Source organism: Streptodolium elevatio (assembly GCF_053592165.1).
The window spans coordinates 220,720-243,406 of the sequence record NZ_JBSFVE010000001.1 but is presented as its reverse complement, the minus strand read 5'-3'; the positions used below and the strand labels follow the sequence as shown (position 1 = coordinate 243,406).

General features: G+C 71.8%; 21 protein-coding genes and 1 tRNA gene. 13 read left to right on the top strand and 9 right to left on the bottom strand.

What is annotated here, in order from left to right:
- Window positions 1-101 precede the first annotated feature (101 nt).
- Complete coding sequence (locus ACWD12_RS01085) at window positions 102-995, bottom strand: NAD(P)-dependent oxidoreductase (protein WP_450097806.1); 894 nt, start codon at window positions 993-995, stop codon at window positions 102-104.
- A 103-nt stretch (window positions 996-1,098) separates the two neighbouring features.
- Here ACWD12_RS01085 and ACWD12_RS01080 point away from each other — a divergent pair, with 103 nt between their 5' ends.
- A complete protein-coding gene (locus ACWD12_RS01080) occupies window positions 1,099-1,464 on the top strand; it encodes a winged helix-turn-helix transcriptional regulator (protein WP_450097805.1) in 366 nt (121 codons plus the stop codon).
- A gap of 77 nt (window positions 1,465-1,541) precedes the next feature.
- Window positions 1,542-2,153, top strand: coding sequence for a phosphoribosylanthranilate isomerase (locus ACWD12_RS01075; protein ID WP_450097804.1), 612 nt, complete (start codon window positions 1,542-1,544; stop codon window positions 2,151-2,153).
- 64 nt (window positions 2,154-2,217) lie between these two features.
- On the opposite strand, the gene ACWD12_RS01070 is transcribed toward ACWD12_RS01075, so the two are convergent.
- The gene (locus tag ACWD12_RS01070) at window positions 2,218-2,502 is read right to left on the bottom strand and encodes a hypothetical protein (protein WP_358359365.1); all 285 of its coding nucleotides are present in this window, start codon (window positions 2,500-2,502) and stop codon (window positions 2,218-2,220) included.
- A 322-nt stretch (window positions 2,503-2,824) separates the two neighbouring features.
- On the opposite strand from ACWD12_RS01070, the gene ACWD12_RS01065 reads away from it, so the two are divergent.
- The 6 genes from ACWD12_RS01065 to ACWD12_RS01040 all read left to right on the top strand — a co-directional run bounded on the left by ACWD12_RS01065 (window position 2,825) and on the right by ACWD12_RS01040 (window position 9,818).
- Window positions 2,825-3,127: an aldehyde dehydrogenase family protein gene (locus ACWD12_RS01065; RefSeq protein WP_450097803.1), complete on the top strand. Its 303-nt coding sequence runs from the start codon at window positions 2,825-2,827 to the stop codon at window positions 3,125-3,127.
- Window positions 3,124-4,974, top strand: a complete 1,851-nt coding sequence (locus ACWD12_RS01060; protein WP_450097802.1) for an N-acyl-D-amino-acid deacylase family protein — start codon at window positions 3,124-3,126, stop codon at window positions 4,972-4,974. Before ACWD12_RS01065 ends, ACWD12_RS01060 begins: the two co-directional genes overlap by 4 nt.
- Before the next feature lie 12 nt (window positions 4,975-4,986).
- Complete coding sequence (locus ACWD12_RS01055; RefSeq protein WP_450097801.1) at window positions 4,987-6,264, top strand: cytochrome P450; 1,278 nt, start codon at window positions 4,987-4,989, stop codon at window positions 6,262-6,264.
- 110 nt (window positions 6,265-6,374) lie between these two features.
- Window positions 6,375-7,496 carry a Gfo/Idh/MocA family protein gene (locus ACWD12_RS01050; RefSeq protein ID WP_450097800.1) on the top strand — a complete coding sequence of 374 codons (1,122 nt, stop codon included), beginning with the start codon at window positions 6,375-6,377 and terminating at the stop codon, window positions 7,494-7,496.
- A 70-nt stretch (window positions 7,497-7,566) separates the two neighbouring features.
- Window positions 7,567-7,643, top strand: a tRNA-Met gene (locus tag ACWD12_RS01045).
- Window positions 7,644-7,763: 120 nt separating this feature from the next.
- The gene (locus ACWD12_RS01040) at window positions 7,764-9,818 is read left to right on the top strand and encodes a tetratricopeptide repeat protein (protein ID WP_450097799.1); all 2,055 of its coding nucleotides are present in this window, start codon (window positions 7,764-7,766) and stop codon (window positions 9,816-9,818) included.
- A 102-nt stretch (window positions 9,819-9,920) separates the two neighbouring features.
- Here ACWD12_RS01040 and ACWD12_RS01035 read toward each other — a convergent pair whose 3' ends face one another.
- The 3 genes from ACWD12_RS01035 to ACWD12_RS01025 all read right to left on the bottom strand — a co-directional run bounded on the left by ACWD12_RS01035 (window position 9,921) and on the right by ACWD12_RS01025 (window position 13,162).
- Window positions 9,921-11,069: an ABC transporter substrate-binding protein gene (locus ACWD12_RS01035; RefSeq protein WP_358359379.1), complete on the bottom strand. Its 1,149-nt coding sequence runs from the start codon at window positions 11,067-11,069 to the stop codon at window positions 9,921-9,923.
- A 234-nt stretch (window positions 11,070-11,303) separates the two neighbouring features.
- Window positions 11,304-12,143, bottom strand: a complete 840-nt coding sequence (locus ACWD12_RS01030) for an ABC transporter permease (RefSeq protein WP_358359443.1) — start codon at window positions 12,141-12,143, stop codon at window positions 11,304-11,306.
- 194 nt (window positions 12,144-12,337) lie between these two features.
- A complete protein-coding gene (locus ACWD12_RS01025; protein WP_435839135.1) occupies window positions 12,338-13,162 on the bottom strand; it encodes an ATP-binding cassette domain-containing protein in 825 nt (274 codons plus the stop codon).
- 566 nt (window positions 13,163-13,728) lie between these two features.
- Here ACWD12_RS01025 and ACWD12_RS01020 point away from each other — a divergent pair.
- The gene (locus ACWD12_RS01020; protein WP_450097798.1) at window positions 13,729-15,075 is read left to right on the top strand and encodes a hypothetical protein; all 1,347 of its coding nucleotides are present in this window, start codon (window positions 13,729-13,731) and stop codon (window positions 15,073-15,075) included.
- 167 nt (window positions 15,076-15,242) lie between these two features.
- Here ACWD12_RS01020 and ACWD12_RS01015 read toward each other — a convergent pair whose 3' ends face one another.
- Window positions 15,243-15,659 (bottom strand): Fur family transcriptional regulator, encoded by a 417-nt coding sequence (locus ACWD12_RS01015; protein WP_358359385.1) that lies wholly within the window; start codon window positions 15,657-15,659, stop codon window positions 15,243-15,245.
- A gap of 137 nt (window positions 15,660-15,796) precedes the next feature.
- Between ACWD12_RS01015 and ACWD12_RS01010 the strand changes: the two genes are divergently transcribed.
- Window positions 15,797-17,260 (top strand): catalase, encoded by a 1,464-nt coding sequence (locus ACWD12_RS01010; RefSeq protein ID WP_450097797.1) that lies wholly within the window; start codon window positions 15,797-15,799, stop codon window positions 17,258-17,260.
- Window positions 17,261-17,361: 101 nt separating this feature from the next.
- Here the strand turns inward: ACWD12_RS01010 and ACWD12_RS01005 are convergent, their stop codons facing one another.
- The 3 genes from ACWD12_RS01005 to ACWD12_RS00995 all read right to left on the bottom strand — a co-directional run bounded on the left by ACWD12_RS01005 (window position 17,362) and on the right by ACWD12_RS00995 (window position 19,851).
- Entirely contained in the window at window positions 17,362-17,763 is a 402-nt protein-coding gene (locus ACWD12_RS01005; RefSeq protein ID WP_358359388.1) for a CBS domain-containing protein, read from the bottom strand.
- 449 nt (window positions 17,764-18,212) lie between these two features.
- Window positions 18,213-19,001: a histidinol-phosphatase gene (hisN, locus tag ACWD12_RS01000; RefSeq protein WP_450097796.1), complete on the bottom strand. Its 789-nt coding sequence runs from the start codon at window positions 18,999-19,001 to the stop codon at window positions 18,213-18,215.
- Between the two features lie 49 nt (window positions 19,002-19,050).
- Window positions 19,051-19,851: a hypothetical protein gene (locus tag ACWD12_RS00995; protein ID WP_450097795.1), complete on the bottom strand. Its 801-nt coding sequence runs from the start codon at window positions 19,849-19,851 to the stop codon at window positions 19,051-19,053.
- A gap of 288 nt (window positions 19,852-20,139) precedes the next feature.
- On the opposite strand from ACWD12_RS00995, the gene ACWD12_RS00990 reads away from it, so the two are divergent.
- From ACWD12_RS00990 to ACWD12_RS00980, 3 genes are all read left to right on the top strand, one after another.
- Window positions 20,140-20,697: a TetR/AcrR family transcriptional regulator gene (locus ACWD12_RS00990; RefSeq protein WP_358359396.1), complete on the top strand. Its 558-nt coding sequence runs from the start codon at window positions 20,140-20,142 to the stop codon at window positions 20,695-20,697.
- A 110-nt stretch (window positions 20,698-20,807) separates the two neighbouring features.
- Window positions 20,808-21,917 carry a ferritin-like domain-containing protein gene (locus ACWD12_RS00985; protein ID WP_450097793.1) on the top strand — a complete coding sequence of 370 codons (1,110 nt, stop codon included), beginning with the start codon at window positions 20,808-20,810 and terminating at the stop codon, window positions 21,915-21,917.
- Between the two features lie 31 nt (window positions 21,918-21,948).
- Entirely contained in the window at window positions 21,949-22,644 is a 696-nt protein-coding gene (locus ACWD12_RS00980; RefSeq protein WP_450097792.1) for an HAD family hydrolase, read from the top strand.
- Window positions 22,645-22,687: the final 43 nt, after the last annotated feature.

The following is a 22,687-nucleotide window of genomic DNA, read 5'->3' as shown; positions in this document are numbered from 1 at the left end:
GCATCCTGACAGACCGGGGCCGGTTCCCGGCGCCTCGATGTCTCCCAGTGAACCTCACGGTTGGACGGCTCGCATCGCCCGTGCGCCGGCGCTCCCCGCGGTCAGGGTGTCGTGGTCAGGAGGTCGACGGTTCGGGCGGTGTCCTCCTCGCCGTGGCCGGCGGCCAGCAGGCGTTCCATCAGGGCGAAGTAGGGCGTCAGGAGTTCCGGGCTGACGTTCTGGCCCTTGGCGGTGTCGAGGAACGTGGGGATGCCGGCGACCTGCATGGCCAGGTTGGAGACGACGCCGGTGGTGTAGTCGCCGCTCTCGAGGCGTTGGGCGACCTGGTCGATGCCCTCGCTCATGGCGTTGATCCAGCCTTTGAGCAGTGGGGCGAACCCGGTGGGGCTGATGTCCTCGTTGCGGATCAGCGCGAAGGCGTGGGTGACGCCGGAGAACATGCCGTACATGCCGCTCAGCAGGGCGATGTCGTGGAGGCTGGCGAAGCCCGGGTCCTCTCCTGTGAAGGTGGCGTCGGCGGGCGCTTGGAGTGTGGCGCGGTGTTCGTCGAAGAGGTCGCGCGAGCCGCTGTAGAAGATGAACGGACCGGACTGCGGTACGCCGATCATCGGGGGGACGGCCATGATTCCGCCGTCGAGGAAGCGGGCCCCGCGGGCGCGGGCCCACTCGGCCCGGCGGCGGGCCTGTTCGGGGGTGCCGGTGGTGAGGTCGACGAGGTCTTTGCCGGTCAGGTCGACGTCGGCGAGCGTCGTGGTCACGGACGCGCCGTCGAGGAGGCAGACCACCACGAGCGGGCTTGCGGCGACGGCGTCGGCGGCGGTCGCGGCGGCCTTGGCGCCGTCGGCGACCAGGGCGTCGGCGCGCGAGGGGGTGCGGTTCCAGACCGTGAGCGGGTGTCCGGCGGCGAGCCAGGTGCGGGCGAGGGCGGTGCCCATCGCGCCGAGGCCGAGAAGGGTGACCGGGCGATTTGCGGGAATTTGCTGGCTTTCCGTCATGCCGACAAGGCTGCCGGGTGGGTGCCGGCCGCTCAAGTACGCACTTTGGAGTCACTGGTTACTCTCGGGTGAGTGTCCAGGTGGGAAGGGGTGCGAGGCACAGGTGGCCAGTGAGCGCAGGAGGCCGGGACAGTACGTCTGCGGCATCGACGCGGCCCTCGGCGTGATCGGCGGCAAGTGGAAGGTGCTCATCATCTGGGCGCTCCACGAGTACCCGGGCATCCGGTTCGGCGAACTGCGCCGCCAGGTGCCGGGCGTCACGGTGAAGGTCCTCGCGTCGCACCTGCACGAGTTGGAGGAGGACGGCATCGTGCACCGCGTCGCGTACGACGAGGTGCCGCCGCGCGTCGAGTACTCCCTGACGGAGACCGGGATGCTGCTCAACAAGGCGCTCGGGCCGCTGGGGGCCTGGGGTCGCGACAACATCATGGGCGGCGCCGACCACAGGGAGCACCCCGCGCGCGGCTGAGGGGTGGTGCGGGCGCGGTCGGCGGGTGGTCGAGGATGTGGGTGGTATCTGCCGGACGTTGTGATGGAGCAGCAGTTATGGGCGAGGCCCTGTTCGTCAAGATCTGCGGGCTGAAGACCGAGCTCGACGTCGACGCAGCCGTGGAGGCGGGCGCCGACGCGATCGGGTTCGTGTTCTCGGCCAGTCCGCGGCGGGTGGACGCGGCCACCGCGGCGAGGCTCGGCGCGCGGGTGCCGGAGGGTGTGCTGACGGTCGGCGTCTTCAAGGACGAGCCGTTGGGCGAGGTACGGGCGGTGGCGGAGGAGTCCGGGGTCCGCGCCGTGCAGCTGCACGGGGATTACGAGGCTGCGGATTTCCGGGAGTTGCGGGCGGGCGGGTGGACGCTGATCCGGGCCGCCGCGTTCGGCGACACCGTGCCGCGCTGCGGTGAGTTTGGCGAGGACATGCTCCTGCTCGACGCACCTGTCCCGGGCTCGGGTACGGCGTGGGACTGGAGCCGCATGCCCGGGTCGGCGGCCGGGGAGCGGTGGTTGCTCGCCGGCGGGCTCGCGCCGGACAACGTCGCGGAGGCCGTGGCGGCGGCGCGGCCGTGGGGCGTCGACGTCTCGAGCGGGGTCGAGGCGAGTCGGGGCGTCAAGGACCCGGCGCTGATCGTGGAGTTCGTGAAGGCGGCGCGCTCGCGGGCGTGACGGGTGCGGCGCACGCGCAACCGACCGGTCCTCAGGGGCCGGTCGGTCGGGTCGCGCGGTTCCGTCAGAGGGAGATGCGGCGGCGGAGGCCGCGCAGGGGCGCGGTCAGGACGGCGCGGGCCAGACGGTGTCCGGCCCGGGTCGGGCGCGGCGTCAGGTCCTGGATCAAGGTGGCGGACTCGCGTGCGGCACGCGCGGACGCCTCGGGTGCCTTGGCCGGAGCCGGGGCATGCCCGAAGAGGGCGAGATGCCGTTCGAGTCGGTCGCCGGTGCCGCCGCGCATGGCGTCGACCGCGGGGATCGGAACCCGTCGCGGCCTGCTCGAATGGTCCATTCCTGATATGACCACGACGCAGACCGTACCCCATCGGAGGCCCTCTGTGACCGGCCGTTCGGGCATGTCGCGGGGCTGATTTCCGGTGCGTGCGGCGGTGTCGCGACGTCGATTTCACGCCGTACGCCGCAGGTCGCCGTTTGGCCAACGGAAAGTTGGAACAATTCCGGCGAATCGTGCGGTCATATATCGATTCGGCGATGTGTACGACGAGGGTGGTCGGCTCCAGGTGGCCTTGATTTCTTTCGCGGTCGCCCGGACGATGTGACGAACATCATGGCGAAATCCGTTTCGAGATATCGAAACGTCTCCCACGTCGGCCGAGAGGCGACCGCGCATGACCGACCGGGTCGAGATCGTCGCAAGCCGCCGCCCGTATGTCGACGGGCAGTTCGTCGGTTCCGGCTCCGCGTTCGATGCCGATCCGACGACCCGCGAAGGGGTTTTCGGGCCTGCCGCGACCGTTCACGGGTACGCGGATGTGGACGAAGCGGTCGCGGTCGCCGACGACTTGCCGTTCGGACTGTCCGGCGGTGTGCGCACGGACGACCCCGACCACCGCATGAGCGGCTTGGGAAGGGAGTGGGGCGTGGCCGGGATCGGGGCGTTCCAGCAGCACATATCGGTGGGGTCCTCATGAGCGGGGCGTTCAAGGCGGGTGCGCGGGTGGTCGTACGCGGCGGCGAAGTCGTCGACGGTTCGGGCGCGCCGGCCTTCCGGGCGGACGTCCTCGTGGTGGACGGCCGGGTCGAGGAACTCGGGCCGGATCTGACAGGCGATCACATCCTCGACGCCACAGGCTGCGTGGTCGCTCCGGGCTTCATCGACGTGCACACGCACTACGACGCCCAGGTGTTCTGGGACCCGGCCTGCACTCCCTCCAGCTACCACGGCGTCACCACGGCCGTGCTGGGCAACTGCGGCTTCTCGCTGGCGCCTTGCCGCCCCGAGCGGCGCGCGCTCATGGTCCGGATGCTGCACGACCTGGAGGACATGCGCACCGACACCCTGGAGGAGGGGGTCGACTGGGGCTTCGCGACGTTCGCCGACTACCTGGACGCCGTGGAGCGACTGGGTCCGGACATCAACCTGGCGGCATACGTCGGCCATTCGGCCGTACGCATCGACGTCATGGGCGAGGACGCCTACGAGCGCGAGGCCACCGTCACCGAGATCGTCGAGATGCGGCAGGTCGTACGCGACGCGCTGGCCGCCGGGGCGATCGGCTTCGCGACCAGTGCCTCGCCGACCGGCCGCCGCTGCCCGTCGCGCTTCGCGAACCTCGAGGAGACCGTCGGCATGCTGGCCGAACTCCGGGACGCGGGGCGCGGGATCGCGTCGTTCGTGCCCGGCGGCGAACTCGACCACGCCGCGCTGTACGCCCTCCAGCCCGAGATCGGCCGGCCGTTCACCTGGACCGCCATGCTCGCCCTCGCCGACGGGCGGCACCGCGACTGGGTGGAGCTGCACCGCGAGGGCGTCGAGGCGGGGGCCGCCGTGCACCCCCAGGTGAGCTGCCGCCCGCTGGTCGCGCAGACCACGCTGCTCGCCCCGTTCGCCCTGCGCGCGCCGTGCCTGGCCGAGTTGGAGGGGCGGTCGCCGGTGCTGCGCGCCGCGGCGTACCGCGACCGGACCTGGCGCGAACGCCTGGAACAGGAGCTCGGCCAAGGCCTGCTGGCCCCGCGATGGGACCGCTGGTACGTCGCGGAGTCGCCCACCCGGCCGTCGTGGCACGGGCGTTCGGTGACCGAGATCGCCGAGGAACGCGGCGTCGCCCCGCTCGACGCGGCGTTCGACACCGCGCTGGACGACGACCTCGCGACCCGGTTCACCGTCGTGCTCGCCAACGACGACGAGGACGAGGTCGCCGAACTCCTGCGGCTGGACGGCGCCGTGCTCGGTCTGTCGGACGCGGGCGCGCACCCCGACCAGATCTGCGACGCGGTCGCCCCGACCGACCTGCTCGGCGGATGGGTGCGCGAGCGAGGTGTCCTGACGCTCGAACAGGCGGTCCGCAAGCTGACCGGCGAGGTCGCCGACCTGTTCGGCCTGGCCGGGCGCGGGTACGTCCGCCCGGGCGCCGCCGCCGACCTGGTCGTCTTCGACCCCGATGAGGTCGGCCCCGGGCCGATCCGCCGCGTCGCCGACTTCCCCGCGAACGCCGACCGCCTGACCGCGGACGCCCCGACCGGCCTGCGGCACGTGCTGGTCCGCGGCGTCCCGATCCGCCGCGACGGTGCCCAGGTCGGCAAGCCCCGGGACGCCGAAGGCCGTTCGCCGGGCCGCGTGCTGCGGCACGGGATCGACGCGGCGTTGTTCACGCCGCCGGGAAGGGAGCCGGGGATCGCCCAGAGCCCGGTGGACGGCACGGCAGGGGGTCTCGGGTCTCCCCGGGGCCCGGTGGACGACACGGCAGGGGGCCTCGGGACTCCCCAGGGCCCGGTGGACGGCATCGCAAAGGCACGAGGCAAGCACGCCCGGGACTGAGAGAGGCACGCCGTGACCCAGGATCAGAAGACCGAGCCGCAGGCGCAGTTCGACGCGTTCGCGGCGAAGGACGCACTCAACGGCGTCGGCATCGTCAAGGACCCGTACCCGCGCCTTGCCGAACTCCGCGCCCAGTGCCCGGTCCACCAGGGTTCGGTCTCGGCGCGGTTCGACATGCCGGGTGCGGACCGCATCATCGCGGCGGAGGACGCCCAGGCCTCGGTCTACACCTTCCAGGGCGTGGACGCGGTGCTGCGCGACGTGCAGACCTTCTCGTCGAACTGGTACCACGTCACCCTCGGCGAGGTGATCGGCCGCACGATCCTGGAGATGGACCCGCCCGAGCACCGCCGCTTCCGGTCGCTCATCTCGCCCGCCTTCACGCGCCGCGAAATGCTGCGCTGGGAGGAGACGTTCGTACGCGACATCGCCAACTCCCACATCGACCGGTTCGTCGCGGACGGACGGGCGGACCTGGCCGCCGACTTCGCGTTCCACTACCCGGTCCACGTCATCGCGGTGGCCGCCGGGATGCCGGTGGCCGACCTCCCGGAGTTCTACCGGCACACGGCACTGCTGACCAACGTCGCCGCGTCCCAGGAGGAACGTCTCGCCGCCTCGCGCGATCTGGGCGCCATGGTCCGGCAGTTGATCGACGCGCGGCGCAAGGAGCCGTCCGACGACCTGATCGGTGTGCTCGTCCGGGCGAGCCTCACCGACGAGGAGTGGGACGGCACCGGCAAACGGCAGTTGACGGACGACGAGATCATCGCGTTCCTGCGGCTGCTGGTCCCGGCCGGGGCGCAGACCACCTACCGGGCCATCACCACGGTCCTGTACGGCCTGCTGAGCCACCCCGACCAACTCGACGCGGTACGCGCCGACCACGGGCTCATCCCGCAGACCGTCGAGGAGGGGCTGCGCTGGGAGGTGCCGCTGCTCGCGGTCGGGCGTACGGCGTTGCGCGACACCGAGGTCGAGGGGTGCCCGGTCCGGGCCGGGCAGATCGTCAACACGCCGTTCGCGGCCGCGAACCACGACCCCGCGCGCTGGGAGCGGCCCGACGACTTCGACATCTTCCGCAGCGCGGTACCGCATGTCGCCTTCGGCGTCGGCCCGCACGTGTGCCTGGGCATCCACGCGGCGCGGATGGAGATGCGCGTCGCCCTCGAACTGCTCCTGACCCGGCTGCCCGGCCTGCGGCTCGACCCGAACACGCCGTGCGAGGGGGTCACCGGGCTCGGGTTGCGGACCGCCGTGCGCCTGCCCGTGGTGTTCGACACGGTCTGACGGCCGCTCTGTTGATCTCACGCGCCACGCGTTAGCGTGCCGCCGCACTCGGCCGCCTGTGCCGAGGCCGCGTATTCCGACACATGCGGACATATGCGCACCATGCGTGGATGCGGCAGGGAACGGGGTTGGGCGCGATGACGGACGACAAGCTCGGCGTGGTGATCGTGGGGACCGGTTTCGGCTGCCTGACCCACCTGCCGGCGTTCCGCGACGCCGGGTTCGAGGTGCGGGCGCTGGTCGGCCGCGACCCGGAGAAGACGGCGGCGCGGGCCGAGCGGTTCGGCGTACCGCACGCCCTCACCTCGCTCGGCGAGGCGCTGGCCCTGGACGGCGTGGACGCGGTGAGTGTCGCGACGCCCCCGCACACGCACTGCGACATCGTCGTGCAGGCCGTCGAGGCGGGCAAGCACGTCGTGTGCGAGAAGCCGTTCGCGGCCGACCTGGGCGAGGCGCGGCAGTTGCTGGCGGCGGCCGAGAAGGCCGGCGTCGTGCACATGCTCGGCACCGAGTTTCGCTGGTCGACGTCGCAGGCACTGCTCGCGCGCCTGATCGCGCAGGGCGCGGTCGGTACGCCCAGGCTCGCGACCTGGCTGCTGCACATCCCGGTGCTCGCCGGGCCGGACGCCGGCATCCCGGACTGGTGGGGGCGCGCGGAGGACGGCGGGGGCTGGCTGGGCGCGCACGCGACGCACTGGGTCGACCAGATCCGGTACACGCTGGGCGAGTTCGAGGGAGTGAGTGCCGGACTGCCCATCGTGTCGGACCGGCCCGGGCAGACCGCCGAGGACACGTTCAACATCCGCTTCCGCACGGTGACCGGCGTCGAGGGCTCTCTCCAGAGCTCGGCGGGGGTGTACGGCCCGCCGCTGATGATCACGCGCGTCGCGGGCACGCACGGCTCGGCGTGGGTCGAGTTCGACGACGTGTACGTCGGCGACGCCGAGGGCGACCGCAAGGTGGAGGTGCCGGAGGACCTGGCCAACCCCGCGCCGGAACCGCCGCCGGGGGACCTGCTGCACACGGCGTACGACCTGCTGCACTGCATGGGCATCGACCGGGCGCCGTACGCCCGGCTCGCGGGCGTCTTCCGGGACCGCATCCTCGGGCGCGAGGTGCCGGCCGACCCGCCGGTGGCGACGTTCGCCGACGGGGTGGCGGGCCAGGCGGTCATGGACGCCGTCCGGCGGTCGGCTGCCGAGAACACCTGGGTGGCGGTCGACCCGGCGTAGACCGCCGTCGGCGGCGCGGCGAAATGGATTTGGCGTAGCGGGCGCCCTGCCGTAGTGTTGTGTTCACCGACGCGGGGTGGAGCAGCTCGGTAGCTCGCTGGGCTCATAACCCAGAGGTCGCAGGTTCAAATCCTGTCCCCGCTACCACGTACGAAGGTCCGGTCACCAACTGGTGACCGGACCTTCGCCGTTCCCGACACCGCATTGTCATCTGTTAATCGAGAAATCGACCCTGACGGGTGCGTCCGTTGATGCGACGATGGACGCATGGGGGTACGACGGGGCCGAAGTGAGCGGAGCGCGCCCGCGCAGCCGCTACCCGGTCATGCCCAAAAGCCCGGCGACGAACCCGACCCCCACGCAACCGCCTACGCCGACACGCATGGTGACCCGTACGCGCCCGAAGACACCGACCCCCACGCGGACATCGCCGACGGCCCGATGACGGTGGTCCTGGACCGCGGCCGCGCCGACGCGTTCGTGCCGCCGCGCGGCAAGAGGCCCGACGACTATGCGGTGTTGGTGCCGTTCCGGCCGCGCCGCCCGTCGCGCTCCGGCCCGGAGTTCGCCGGCGAGGACCCGTCGTCGGGCTCGCTGCGCATCGGCGCGGGCCTCGGCGACACCGACCTCGACCACCGCGAACTCGCCGAGCTGGAACGCCGCTACCGCGACCGCGCCGGCCGCGACGCCACCGCCGCGAGCCGCCTCGGCCTGATGCTCCTGCGCCGTGGCGAGGAGGACGAAGCCGAGACCTGGCTGCGCCGCGCGGCCGAGGCCGGGCACCGGGGAGCGGCCACCAACCTCGGCGTACTGATGCACCGTCAGGACCGTTGGGACGAGGCGCGCCGCTGGTGGTACCGCGCGGCCGAGGCCGGCAGCCGCATCGCCGCGTTCTCGCTCGGCGCGCTGCTCCTCGACGCGGTGCCGGAGGACGCGCCCGTCCACGACAACGACGACGTGAGCCAGGCTCTCTACTGGCTGCGCAACGCGGCCGAGGCCGGACACGTGCGCGCGGCGCTGGTGCTCGGCGAGTTCCACGAGCAGCAGGGCCAGGCCGGTGCGGAGCGCTGGTACCGGCGGGCCGCGGAGGCGGGGCACCCGGAGGCGGCGTACCGGCTCGGCCGGCACGGACAGGAGCGCGGCGACGAACGTGCCGCGTCCGCCTGGTACTTGCGGGCGGCCTCGTGCGGCCACGTCCGTGCCGCGGTACGCCTGGCCCGACTCCTGCACCGGGCGGGCGACACCGGAGAGGCCGAGAGCTGGTTCCGCCTCGCCGCCGAGGAGGGCGACCCGGGCGCCGCGCGCGCACTCGGTTTCCTGCTCCAGGACGCGGGCGACACCGACGGCGCGGCGCACTGGTGGCGCCGGGCCGCCGAGGCCGGCGACGGCACCGCGGCCAACGCCCTCGGCGCGCTGCTGGCCGCCGAAGGCCACCCCGCCGAAGCCGCGCACTGGTACGAACAGGCCGCCGCCACGGGCGAGTCCAACGGCGCCTTCAACCTCGGCCTGCTGCACACCGCCCGCGACGACGAGGCGTCCGCGGAGCGGTGGTACCGCATGGCCGCGTACGCCGGCCACGCCGACGCCGCCAACGCCCTTGCCGGACTGCTGCTTTCGCGCGAGGACGAGGAGGAGGCCGAGGTCTGGTTCGCACGCGCGAGCGAAGCCGGAAGTATCGACGGTTCCTACAACCTCGGCATTCTCTACGCGCGTCGGTCCACGCCGGACGGCCAGGCCGCCGCGGAACGCTGCTGGGAGCGGGCGGCCGAGGGCGGACACCCGGACGCCGCCCTGCAGTTCGGCCTCATCCTGGAGCGACGGGGCGCGGACGAAGCGGCGGTACGCGCCTACCGCGTCGCGGCCTCCGCAGGTCGCACCCTCGCCGCCGTACGCCTGGGCGGCCTGCTCGCCCGCCTCAACGACCTCGAAGGTGCCGAGCACTGGTACGCGGCCGCCGCCGACGACGGCCACGTACCCGCGATGCTGCGCTGCGGCACCCTGCTCGCCCGCCGCGGCGCGGAACGCTCCGCCGCACGCCGCTTCCGCGCCGCCGCCGACACCGGCAGCATCGCCGGCGCCTGGAACCTGGGCCTGATCCACTTGCGCCGCGGCGACCCCGAGGGTGCCGAGCCCTGGCTGCGCACCGCCGCCGAAGGCGGCCACGGGCGCGCGGCGATGCGCCTGGTGGTCCTCGCCCTCAAAGCCGACGACACCCGCACCGCCGAACGCTGGTGCACCACCGTGATCGCCCACGCCCCACCCGAACTCGCCGAACGCGCCCGCCTCCTCCTGCGCGCCCTACGCTCCGAAATGGCATCCTGACTTCCAGCCCCGCGATCAAGGGCTGACCGACTTCGCCGCAGACCCAAACACGCGCGCGGCGCCACTCCCCAAGAGTGACGCCGCGCCGAGGTCAACCCAGCCCTACTGCGTGTGCCCCACCGCCTCCGCGTAGAAGGACCGGTCGACCAACTTGTCCTCGGTGAGAGCCGGCGCCTCGACGACCTTGCCCTCGATGAACATCTTCTGCGCCTTGTCGGTCGTCCCCTGGCGGATCTCCCAGTCGGTGACCAACGACGGGATCGCGGAGAGGAGTTCGGGCTTGCTGCCCAGGACGGTCGCGAGCTCCGCCGTGAAGGCGGGGTCCGCCTTGTAGTCGCCGACGAAGTAGGTGTTGACCGTACGGATCAGCGCACGGGCGAAAGCCGTTCCCGCCTCGCGGTTCTTCTCCAGCAGGTTCGGGCCGTAGAGCATGCCGCCCAGCGGCTCGCCCGCGGGCTGGCCGCCCAGGAAGGCGTACCCCGGCTTGTTCTCGAACTGCTTCCACACCGGGTCGAGCAGCCACGCCGCCTCGACGCCGCCGTTCTCCAGCGCCTGCCCGACGCCCTGCGCGTCCAGTTGCTTGAAGTCGATGTCGGTGACCTTGGTGTTGTGCTTCGCGAGCACCGTCTCGATCGGGTACATGATGATCGAGGTCTTGCCGACGAGCGACGCGAACCGCGCACCCTTGAGGTCGATCGACTCCGGGGTCTGGCCGTCCTTCACCCGCGCCCACACGCCGGTCTTGGACTTGGGGTCGGCGGAGTAGTTGCCGAGCACCCACTTGACGTTGAAGCCCTGCTTGGCCGCGTTGACCATGCCGGCTTCGGGCGCCGAGTAGACCGCGTCGAGCTCGCCCTTGGCGAGCAGCGTGTTGGCGTCGGACGACGGCATCTGCTTCAGCTCGACGTCCAGGTTCTCCTTCAGGAACTCACCCTTGGCGATTGCCATGCGCAGCGGGCCGAGGTACTCCGCGGACAGCGCTCCGGCGGTCACCGTGAGCTTGGTCTTCGCGGCCAGCGGCTTGGGAGCCGGGGTGTTGGGGGCGCAGCGCGCGGGGGCGCGGGTGGGGGACAGGTCGGCGGGGTCGGTCCAGCCCTTCTCGCAACCGGCCACCGCCGCGACCGGCGTGTTCTGCGTCGGGGCGGACTTCGCCGCGCCGTCGGTGCCGTCGTCGGACGACACACAGGCGGTGGCGAGCAGGGCGGTGCACATGAACAGGACCGACGCCAGGCCGGCGCGGCGACGTGCCATGGGATTCCTCCGGGGGACAGGACGGATGGTCAGGACATTGCCGAGGGCCGAACATGATCAAATCCGGGTGATCTACCCGGTCGACGCGGCCACGCGGCCGCACACAACCGCACACAGCCGCGCACACGACCGCACACACGACCGCTCAATCGACCGCGCACACAGCCGCGAACGGATCGCCGACACCAAGCAGATCGGACGACGACTCGGATCTGATCCGGACGGCGGCACCGGTCAGGTGCCGCCCGGGCCTCGGCGGTCGGGGGCCCACGGGGTCAGCAGGCGGCCGATGAATCGGACGAGTTCGGAGAACAGCACACCCACGATGGCGACGACGATGATGCCGACGTACATCGCGCGGTTGTCGAAGATGTTCTTCGCGTTGAAGATCAGGTAGCCGAGGCCGTCGTTGTTCGGCGAGGCCAGGCCCTCCGAGGCGACGATGACCAGCACCGCCATGCCGGACGCCAGGCGCAGGCCGACGACGACCGGCGGCAGCGACGCCGGGACCAGGATGTGCCGGTACATCTGCCATCGGCTGGCCCCGAAGACCGTGGCCGCCTCGCGGTAGCCCTCGGGCACCGCCAGCACCGCGGCCATCGTCTGGATCCAGATCAGGAAGAAGACGGTGACGGCGACCAGCACGATCTGCGGCGTCTCGCCCAGGCCGAAGATGAGCAGGAAGATCGGCAGCAGGGCGAGCTTGGGGACGACGTACAGCGCGTCGAGCATCGGTTCGAGGGCCGCACGGACCAGCGGCATCGAGCCGGTCAGCAGGCCGACGACGTACCCGGCCAAGGACCCGAGCACGAAGCCGGGGACGACGCGCTTGAGCGTCGCCCAGATGTCCGGCCACAGCTTGCCGTCGACGAGCCGCTGCCAGCCGTCCTCGATGATCGTCTGCGGCGCGGGGTAGATGCGCGAGTCGATCCACTTCTGCTGGACGGCCAGTTGCCACCACAGGATCAGTACGAGCGGCACCGCGATGCCGAGCGTGATCTCCAGCGCGCGGCGGCGGGCGCGGGCCTTGCCGGGGTCGAGTTCCGCCTGCCCGGGCGCGCGTACGAGGACCATGTCCGTCCCGCCGGGGCCACCGCGCCGCGTCGAAGCGGAGGGGTCAGGCGCAGCAGCGGCCTTGGGGGAGGGTACGCCCGCCGATGCGCCCCGCACGGCGTCGGCGGCACCCTGGACGCCCGTGGTGCGCGCAGCACCCGAAGCGCCCTCGACGCCCGCAGTGTCCTCGGCAGCCGGTGTGGTGGGCCTGTCGCTCATTTCTTCGCTCCGGCGGTCTCGACCTCGCCGCGCAGCAGCGACCACAACTCGGCCTGCATTTCGGCGAATTCGGGGGACGTACGGACGGCGCCCGTACGCGGTCTCGGGAACGGCGGCACACGCTCGGCGATCACGCGCCCGGGACGCGACGACATCACCAGCACGCGGTCGCCCAGCAGCAGAGCCTCTTCGAGGCTGTGCGTCACGAACAGCACCGTGCGCTGGTCGGCCTGGACGATCTCCAGCAGCTCGTCCTGCAAGATGGTGCGCAGTTGCGCGTCCAGTGCTGCGAACGGCTCGTCCATCAAAAGGATTTCGGGCTCGACGGCAAGCGCGCGGGCGATCGACACGCGCTGGCGCATGCCGCCCGACAGCGCCGCCGGGTACGCGTCGGCGAAGTCGGCCAGGCCGAGCCGGCCGAGCCAGTCGCGGGCGCGGGCGTCCGCCTCCTTGCGCGGCACGTGCTGGATGTCGAGGCCGAACCGCACATTGGCCAGGACGGACTTCCAGGGACTTATGCCGTAGTCCTGGAAGACCATCGCGGCGGGGTGGTTCGAGCGCGCGGCGATCTCGACGCGGCCCGCGGTCGGTTTGACGAGTCCCGCGACGATGCGCAGGAACGTCGACTTGCCGCAGCCGGACGGGCCGACGATGCAGCAGAACTCCCCCGTACGTATGTCCAGATCGAGCGGGCCGAGGGCGTCCACGCGCTTGGCCCCGCGTCCGAAGTGGCGTTCCACGCCTATTGCGTGGATCTTGGCGTCCGGAACGGCGTCCGCCTCGCGCGGAGTCGCGTCCGGTGCTGTCTCGGTCACGTGCATCCACTCCCGAACCTGCGCCGGCGGTTTTCAGCCGGCCGCCGCCCGGTTTTCGAGATGTGAAAGTGATCACGGCAGCCGACCGGCGTGACGATATGACGGGCCGTCAGATACGGCAAGAGAAAACAGCGTTTGGTCGACAAATGCACTATTGGGTGACGCGCGTTGAAGGCGGTGTGTGCGGGCGGCGCCGGTGTGCGGCAGGCTGGGGTGCGGAAAACCGGGTTTCGGTGCGCACGGCGGCGGTCCCGGCCGTCGCCGCCTGCACCGCAGGCCTTCGGCACCGTGTCGGGTCGGCGGGAGTCGGTTCGCGACGGCGATGCACGGCGGCGCTCGGCAAAGGCCGACGGGCATCGGTGGGCGGCGTCCGGAAATCGGTCGGCGCGTTTTCGCCGGCAGGTCGATCTGCGCGGGCCGACCCGCGCAAGTTGGCTCATGCACGTCGGCACGTGTGTACGTCGGCTCGTGTGCATCGGTACATGCGCGTCCGCGCGTGTGCTCAGGTGCACGTCGGTGCACCTCGGTACACGGTGCAGGCACGTAGGTCGGCATGGGCGCCGGAGCCCGAGGTGGGAACGGACTGGGAGGTGTTCGCGGTGCGGGGTATCGGCCAAAAGGCACGCGGCGCGCGGGGGGCGAAGTCACGTACCGTGCCCGCCCCCGCGGGGACGGCTCGGCGCGGGTCGTCGTACGGCTCGTTCTCGTATGACCCGGCAGACCCGGCAAACCCGGCGGATCTGGGGGGCACCAGCCCCGTTCCCGGCGAAATCGGGCAACTCGCCCGAACTGTCGCCGGCGCCCTGGCCGCTGTCGGACACCCCCGCGGTGAGGTCGCCGACCTGCTGGGCGCCCTGCGCCAGGCGGTCATGGCCGATGCCAAGGACCGCGACGCCGTGGCCGAAATACTGGCCGGCCTGCCCCCCTCGGTGCTCGTCGAACTGGACTGCCTGTCAAGGCCGTCGGAGAGCGTCGGGGTCTTCGGCGGCGTGAAGGCACGTCGGGCCCTGCTGCGCGCCCTCGATGCCGGGCACCCCGCGGTCGCCGCGCTGCTGAGCATGGACGAGAACGGCGGGCTGCGCGAGGAGGCGGTCGTACGCCTCGCCGCGATCCCCGGCCCGCTGCCCGCCGCGATGCTCGCGCTGCGTACCGACGACTGGGCCGAGGCGGTCCGGCACCGCGCACGGGTCGGCCTGATGTGGCGCCTCGACCCCGACGAAGCGGCCGTGGTGGTCCCGATCCTGGACGCCCGCCGCGGGCGGCGGCGCTCCGAGGGGATCTTCGAGGTCTATCGCGACGCGTACCGCGCCGAGCATCTGCCGACCCGGCGGCACGGCCACGCGCGCGACCTCGCGGCTTCCCGCACACCGCAGTTGCGCCGCTTCGGCCACGAACTCTCGCGCGTGCTGGGCATCGCCGACGAGCGCTCGCTGCTGCGTACGGCGCTGCGCGACCCGGACCACTCGTGCCGCTCGGCGGCGGGGCACGAACTCCTGCGCCGCGCGCGGGGCCGCCACCGCGACCGTACGGCGCTGGCGCTGCTGAAGGTCGCCGATCCGCTGGTGCGCGAGCGCGCCGTCGAGGCGCTGCCGCCGTTCAGCGACCCGTTCCCGCTCGCGGGCGCGCTCGCCGACCGCTCGCCGAACGTCCGGGCGGCGGCCCGCCGCAGGCTCGTCGCGGGCGGCACCGACCCGGCCGCGGCGTACCGGCAGCTTCTCGAATTCCCGCCCGCGCCGGGCATCGTGCCCGGTCTGCTCATCGGACTCGGCGAGTGCGGCGGGGAAGAGGACCTGGCCGAACTGCACGACCGGTTCGACACCGACCACCAGGCGCAGCGCCGTGCGGCGCGGGCGGGTGCGGTGCTGCTGACGAAGACGTGGCTGCCCAGCCCGAAGGGCGGACGGCACGACGCGCGGTGACCCGGGCCGCGGCCGACCGGGACCGCGCTGGTCGGGTCCGCTGGTCAGAACCGCGCTGGTGAGGACCGCGCTCGTCTGGACCGCGCTCGTCTGGACCGCAGTGACCGGCACCGAGCCGCCAGTCAGGAGTCAGGACAACCCGGTGGCCAGGTCGCAGTGACAGGCCGTCAGGAAGCGTTCTGGCAGTCCGGGCAGAGCCCGCGATAGGTGATCTCCACCCCGGAGATTGCGAACCCGAAGCCGGACTCGGCCGGGAGCACCTCGGTCCGAGGGTCGGCCGGGACGTCCCGGATGGTGTGGCAGCGCGTGCACACGAGGTGGTGGTGGGCGCGACGCGCGTTGGGGTCGTACCGTTTGGCGCGCCCGTCGGTGTTGACCTCCAGGACCTCGCCGAGGGCGACGAGCTCGCCGAGCGTGTTGTAGACCGTCGCGCGGCTGATCTCCGGCAGGAGCGCGCCCGCGCGCGAGTGGACCTCGTCCGCCGTGAGGTGCACGTGCTCGCCGTTCAGGACCTCGGCCACAACGCGGCGCTGCGCGGTGAGCCGCCATCCCCGGTCGCGAAGCCGTGCCAAGAGGTCGCTCATGCCGGCAAGAGTACACCGCCCCCAAACTTGGAACTAGTCCAAAGTCAGAACTGGACAAGTTCTAAGTTCGGACCTAGGTTGGGACCACTCGCAAGGCCGGGGCGGGACGTCCCGGGGTCCGAAGGGGAGAACGAACCATGTCCGACAGCACTTCGCGCGCCGTCCTCACCACCGAGTCGGGCGCCCCGGTCGCCGACAACCAGAACTCCGCGACGGCAGGCCCGGGCGGTCCGCTCCTGATCCAGGACCAGTACCTGCTCGAGAAGCTGGCGCGCTTCAACCGCGAGCGCATCCCGGAGCGCGTGGTCCATGCGCGCGGGTCGGGCGCGTACGGCTATTTCGAGGTCACGGCGGATGTCAGCCGCTTCACCAAAGCGCACTTCCTCGCCGAACCGGGCCGTCGCACCGAGGTGTTCGCCCGCTTCTCCACCGTCGCGGGCAACCTGGGCGCGTCCGACGCGGTGCGCGACCCGCGCGGCTTCGCCCTGAAGTTCTACACGCAGCAAGGCAATTACGACCTGGTCGGCAACAACACCCCGGTCTTCTTCATCAAGGACCCGTCCAAGTTCCCGGACTTCATCCACACCCAGAAGCGCGACCCCTACACGGGTATCCAGGAGGCCGACAACGTCTGGGACTTCTGGTCCCTCTCGCCCGAGGTCACGCACCAGGTGACGTGGCTGTTCGGGGACCGCGGCATCCCGGCGTCCTACCGGCACATGGACGGCTTCTCGTCGCACACTTACCAGTGGGTCAACGCCGACGGCGACGCGTTCTGGGTGAAGTACCACTTCAAGACCGACCAGGGCATTCGCAACCTGACCGCCGACGAGGCGGCCGCCATCGCGGGCGTCGACCCCGACTCGCACCAGCGCGACCTCCGCGAGGCGATCGACGCCGGAAGCCTTCCGTCGTGGACGCTGAAGGTGCAGGTCATGCCGGTGGCCGAGGCGGCGAACTACCGCTTCAACCCGTTCGACCTGACCAAGGTCTGGCCGCACGCCGACTACCCGCTCATCGAGGTCGGCCGCCTGGTCCTCGACCGCAACCCGGAGAACGTCTTCGCCGAGGTCGAGCAGGCCGCGTTCAGCCCCGCCAACTTCGTGCCGGGCATCGGTCCTTCGCCGGACAAGATGCTCCAGGGGCGGCTGTTCGCGTACGCCGACGCGCACCGCTACCGCCTCGGCGTCAACCACACTCAACTCGCCGTCAACGCCCCGCACGCGACGGTCGCCCGCAACCACGCCCGCGACGGCGCGATGGCCACCAACGCCGGCGGCCGGGCGAAGAACTACGAGCCGAACAGCTTCGGCGGCCCGTACGAGACCGGCGAGCCGCTGTGGGCGCCGACGCGGGTGTCGGGAGCCACCGGGACCCACGAGGCTCCGGTGCACGCCGAGGACGACGACTTCGTCCAGGCGGGCAACCTCTACCGGCTCATGTCCGAGGAGGAGAAGGTGCGCCTCGTCGAGGGGCTCGCGGGCGGACTCGCCCAGGTCTCGCGCGACGACATCGTGGTGCGCGCGATCGGCAACTTCCGGGCCGCCGACCCCGAGTACGGCGACCGCCTGGAGGCCGCGGTCAAGGCGCTGCGCGCCTGACCCACCGTCACGCTACGCCCGGGCCGGGTGCCCTGACCGCCCTGGCGTAGCGTCAACTCCGGTGCCCGGCCGGGCCGTCCAGGCCCGGCCGGACACCGCTGCTATCCCACGAGTTCCGTGGCCCGCGCCTGTTCCTGGATGGTGCAGCGGACGATGTCGCGGACCGAGATCATGCCCACGACATCCTCGCGGTCGAGGACCACGAGGTGGCGGAAGTTGCCGCGCGTCATCGCCGCGGCTGCGTCGGCGAGTGTCCAGTGGGGAGTGGCGAACACGACGTTCGAGGTCAGGTGGTCCCCGGCGATCTCGCGGTCGGGGTCCTGGTCGGAGCCGATCGAGACGAGGATGTCCCGCTCGGTGAGGATGCCGATCCCACTGGTGTCGGGATCGATGACTACGGCGGCGCCGATCTGCCGTGCGGCCATGAGCCGCGCGGCGGCGCGCAGGGTGTGGGTCGGGCCGATGGTCAGGACGACCGTGCTCATGCCGTCGCGGACGAGCATGACGCACCACCTCCGGTTAGGGGGTCGGGCCGGGTCGGCGGCCTTGAGAACGAATTCACAAGTTCACAAGCGCCTCATGCTCATAGTCACACGGCCCTGCCGACTGACGAAAGCTTTGTCGGGATTTACCGAGAATTTCTTGCTTCCGCTTCATGTCCGTGCCGTGCGCGGACCGCGTCCGTCCGGTCACGCGCGGCTTCGGCGCGGGAGGTGATCTCACGGCGGCGAACCACCGGCGCCGACCAGTTGCGGCCGAGAAGATGCGGCAGGCAGGTCACGGCAGGCAGTTCGGCAGGCAAGTCGCGGCAACCGCAACGGGCCTCCGGCCGGACACCTCGTCAGAACCGCACTCCGCCGCTCCGCGGGCCCGCCGGTTCGGCAACCCGCACCCCGACGCCGGCACTCGAAGCCGGCACCCCCGCCCCGCAGAAGCCGGCACCCGCCCCTGATCAGACGCGCTGGTTCAGGTACCCGAGCAGGTCCTCGTGCAGCAGTCCGTTGGACGCCGCGGCGTGGCCCTCGGCCGGACTCGGCACGCCGTCCAGCGACGTGAACCGGCCGCCCGCCTCGGTGACGATCACCGAAAGCGCGGCCAGGTCCCAGAGGTTCACCTCGGGCTCCGCGCAGATGTCCACCGCACCCTCGGCGACGAGCATGTACGACCAGAAGTCGCCGTACGCCCGGCTCCGCCACACCGCCCGGGTCAGGTCCAACATGCCGTCCAGCGCGCCCCGGTCCTCCCAGCCGCCCAGGCTGGAGTACGCGAACGACGCGTCCTCGATGCGCTCGATCCCCGACACGCGGATCCGCGACGCCTGCGACAGGCTGCGGCCGGTGAACGCGCCGGCGCCCTTGGAGGCCCACCAGCGCCGCCCCAACGCGGGTGCGGACACCAGCCCGACCACGACCTCGTCGCCGTCCATAAGGGCGATGAGCGTGGCCCACACGGGCACGCCGCGCACGAAGTTCTTGGTGCCGTCGATCGGGTCGATCACCCAGCGGCGGGGGCCGTGCCCGGTCGAGCCGTACTCCTCGCCCAGCACCGCGTCGCGCGGGCGCGCACGGCCCAGTTGCGCGCGGATCAGCTCTTCGGCGGCCTTGTCCGCGTCGCTGACCGGCGTCATGTCCGGCTTCGTCTCGACCTTCAGGTCCAGCGACTTGAAGCGGTCGAGCGTGGTCGCGTCCGCGGCGTCCGCGAGAACGTGGGCGAAGCGCAGGTCGTCGTCGTAGCCGGGCATGCGGCGAACACTAGTCGCTCGGACGCCGGACCTGCTACGTGCCGAGCGGTCAGCGGCGGCCCTCCGGTGGCGCCGTCGGCGTCGCCGAGCGCGTGGGACGCGGCGGTATGACCGGGTTCGCAGGCGGCGCGGGCGGCGGCACGGGCGGCGCCGGGGGCTTCGGCGGCTCCGCAGCGCCCGGCTCAGGAGCGCCTGGTTCCGAAGGCCCCGCTTCCGAAGCCCCCGGCTCCGAAGCGGGCATCGGCGGCGGCACCGTCGGCTTCGGCGGCACCGGAAGCGCCGCGGCCGCCGGGAGTTCCGGCTTCGCCGCGGTGTCCGGCTCGGGGGAGAGGATCCCCCGGGTGAACTGCGGTGCCGGGCCCGGCTCGGGGACGGGCTCAGGCGTCGCGACGGGCGTCGGAGCCGGCGCCTGTTCGAGCGCGGCCCGCTCCTCGGCCGACGCGACGGCCGTCGCCTCGTCCGGCGCCGAGAAGTTCGGCGGCGGCGTGCCGAGGCGCTTGCGGAGCCGCTGGCGGCGGCGGCCGAGGCTGCGGGTCTCCGACGGATTGGCGTCGCGTATGTGCGCGGGCAGCATGAAGTACGCGTCCAACACCGCGAGTGCCTGCGGGCGTTCGCCGCCCTTCTCCAGCAGGTCCGCGGCCCGCTCGTAGGTGTACGGCGTCTCCATCCCCGCGCTCACCCCGTGCATGAGCGTCGCGAGCTCGCGCAACTGCTCGCGGCCGAAGCGGAACGCCAGCGGCGTCCCGTCGAGCGTCCAGCCGTCCAGGCCCCGGCGCGGTGCGAGCACCACGGGCCCCGGGACCGCCTCCTTGTCGCGCGCTCTGCCCCGCCCGACGCCGAACACTGCCATTCCGGCTCCCGAACCTCCACCGACCGGTGGCTCTGTTCCCGCGAACGGCTCTGCCGGGGCGCGGATGCCCCGCGCGACCGGCGGCGATGCCGTCCCTGTGCACCCGAAGCGTACGAGGCGGCCCGGACGCCGCGAAAGGGAATCACGAAGGGCCGCCCTAGCGCTTCCGGATGAGCCCTTCCGCAGGCCCGCGCGGCGCCTTGCTCTTGACGGGCCACAGGCGCAGGGTGATGCTGATTGACACAGATGCCATCCGTGTAAAGCTCGGACATCCTCCGGGAGCCCGTCTTGTCCGTACGCGAAGCTCTGCTCGACGCCGCGCGCGAGGCCGCCGTGGCCGGTGCGTGGGCCACCACGCGCATGGCCGACGTCGCCGCCGCGGCAGGCGTGTCACGCCAGACGCTTTACAACGAGTTCGGCAACAAGGACGCCCTGGCCGAGGCACTGGCCCGCCACGAGGCCGAGCGCTTCCTCGCCGGCACCGCCGAAGTGTGCCGCAACTCCCCTGGGGACGCAGGGGATTGCGTCCGGGCGTGTACCGTCTGGGCGCTGTACGAAGCACGGCAGAACCTGCTCGTGAAGGCGGCCCTCACGGACGAGTCCGCCGGGCTGCTCCCCACCCTGACGACCCGTTCGGCCGGGCTGCTCGCACTGTTCCGGGACAACGCCGCGGCCGTCATCCTCGAACGCTGGCCGCACCTCGACCCCGCCGAAGTGGCCTGGGTGGCCGAACTGGCCGTCCGCCTCACGGTCTCCCACCTGGTCGTCCCCACCGAAGCGGTCGAAGTGACCGCCGACCACATAGCGCTGCTGGTCAGGCGGCTCCTCACCACCCCCGCCGGCTGACCGCCGGGCACCACGCCCGGCACGCACCACGCCCGCCGGGCGCCACCGCCGGCTGACCGCCGGACACCACATCCGACACACACCACCGCTCCGACCGAAGGAGTCCGCACGTGTCGACGCATGACCTCTACGCCCTCCCGGCCGAAATGACGGTCTGGGAGATCCCCGCAGCCGGGGCCGCGCGCTTCAACTGGGAGTACGACGAGGGCCGCGAACGGCTCCTCGCGCTGTACGCCAAGGGCAAGGACAAGCAGTGGGACGCCGCAAAGCGGATCGACTGGAGCCTTCCCGTCGACCCCATGAAGCCCCTCGGCCTCCCCGAGGAGACCCACTCCCTCTACGGCACCCCGAGCTGGAACCGCATGTCGCAGAAGGAGCGCGACGAGCTCGGACGGCACAGCATCGCCTGGCAGTTCAGCCAGTTCCTGCACGGTGAGCAGGGTGCCCTGGTGTGCAGCGCGCGCATCGCGGAATCCGTCCCCGACCTCGACTCCAAGTTCTACGCCGCGACCCAGGTGATGGACGAGGCCCGGCACGCCGAGACGTACGCGCGCTTCCTGAAGGAGAAGGTCGGGCTCTACTACCCGATCAACCCGCAGCTCAAGGAACTTCTGGACGACACGCTCTCGGACTCCCGCTGGGACATGCCCTACCTCGGCATGCAGGTCCTGATCGAGGGCCTGGCGCTGGCGGCGTTCGGCATGCTGCGCGACATAACGCCGGTCGAACTGCCCAAGCAGATCCTGGCGTACGTCATGCAGGACGAGGCCCGGCACGTCGCCTTCGGCCGACTGGCGCTCCGCGACTACTACCGCGAACTGAGCGACGCGGAACTGGCCGAGCGCGAGGAATTCGTCGTCCACGGCTGCTACTTGATGCGCAACCGCCTGCGCGGCGAAGAGGTCTGGGAGAACTTCGAGATCGACAAGGCGGAGGCGACCGAGGCCACCGCCAACTCCGAGTACCTCGCCGACTTCCGCAAACTGCTGTTCAGCCGCATCGCGCCGACGATCAAGGACATCGGCCTGTGGGGGCCCAAGGTACGGGCGGCGTTCGAGGACATGGGCGTCCTTGACCTGGCCGGCACCGACGTCGAGGTGCTGATGCGCTCCGACGAGGACACCGCCGAGGAACTGGACCGCAAACGCAGGTTCGCCGCCGAGGAGAAGGCCCGGGCGGCGGAGATCGACGCGATGGTCGAGCTCGGCGCGGGGGATTAGCCGCGCCGTACCCGAGGGATAGATTGGCGGTATGAACGATCTTGTCCGCCCGCCGTCCCCCGCCTTCGTGTTCGACCTCGACGGGACCCTCGTCGACAGCGTCTACCAGCACGTCATCTCGTGGCAGGAAGCCCTCGCCGAGGCCGGGATCAAGCTCGCGACCTGGCGGATCCACCGCAAGATCGGCATGAGCGGCGGACTGTTCGTGCGCGGCGTGCAGCGCGAGACGGGCATCGAGCTGAGTCCGGCGGAAGTCGAGCGTCTGCAGGACGCACACGGGCGGCGCTACGCCGCCCGTGTGCCGGAGGTCCAGCCGCTGCCCGGCGCGCCCGAACTGCTGCGCTACCTGACCGACGCCGGCATCAAGTGGACGATCGCCACCAGCGGCCGCCGTTCGGGCGCCGAGCCCATGCTCGCCAAGCTGGGCGCGCCCGCCGACCTGCCGATGATCACGCGCGACGAGGTGGCCCGCGCCAAGCCCGACCCCGATCTGTTCCTGGCCGGGGCCGCCAAGCTCGGCGTCGACCCGCGCGACTGCGTCGTGGTCGGCGACAGCATCTGGGACCTCCTGGCCGCCCGCCGGGCGGGCTCGCTCGGGGTCGGCCTGCTCAGCGGCGGGTACGGCCAGGAGGAGTTGGAGCGCGCCCACGCCTTCCGCGTCTACGAGGAACCGGGCGACCTGCTGACGCACATCGACGAGCTGGGCGTACGCGGCGCCGGCGCCTGATCCGGCGCCCGGCGTACGGCGCCCGGCGTAAGGCGTCCCGGCC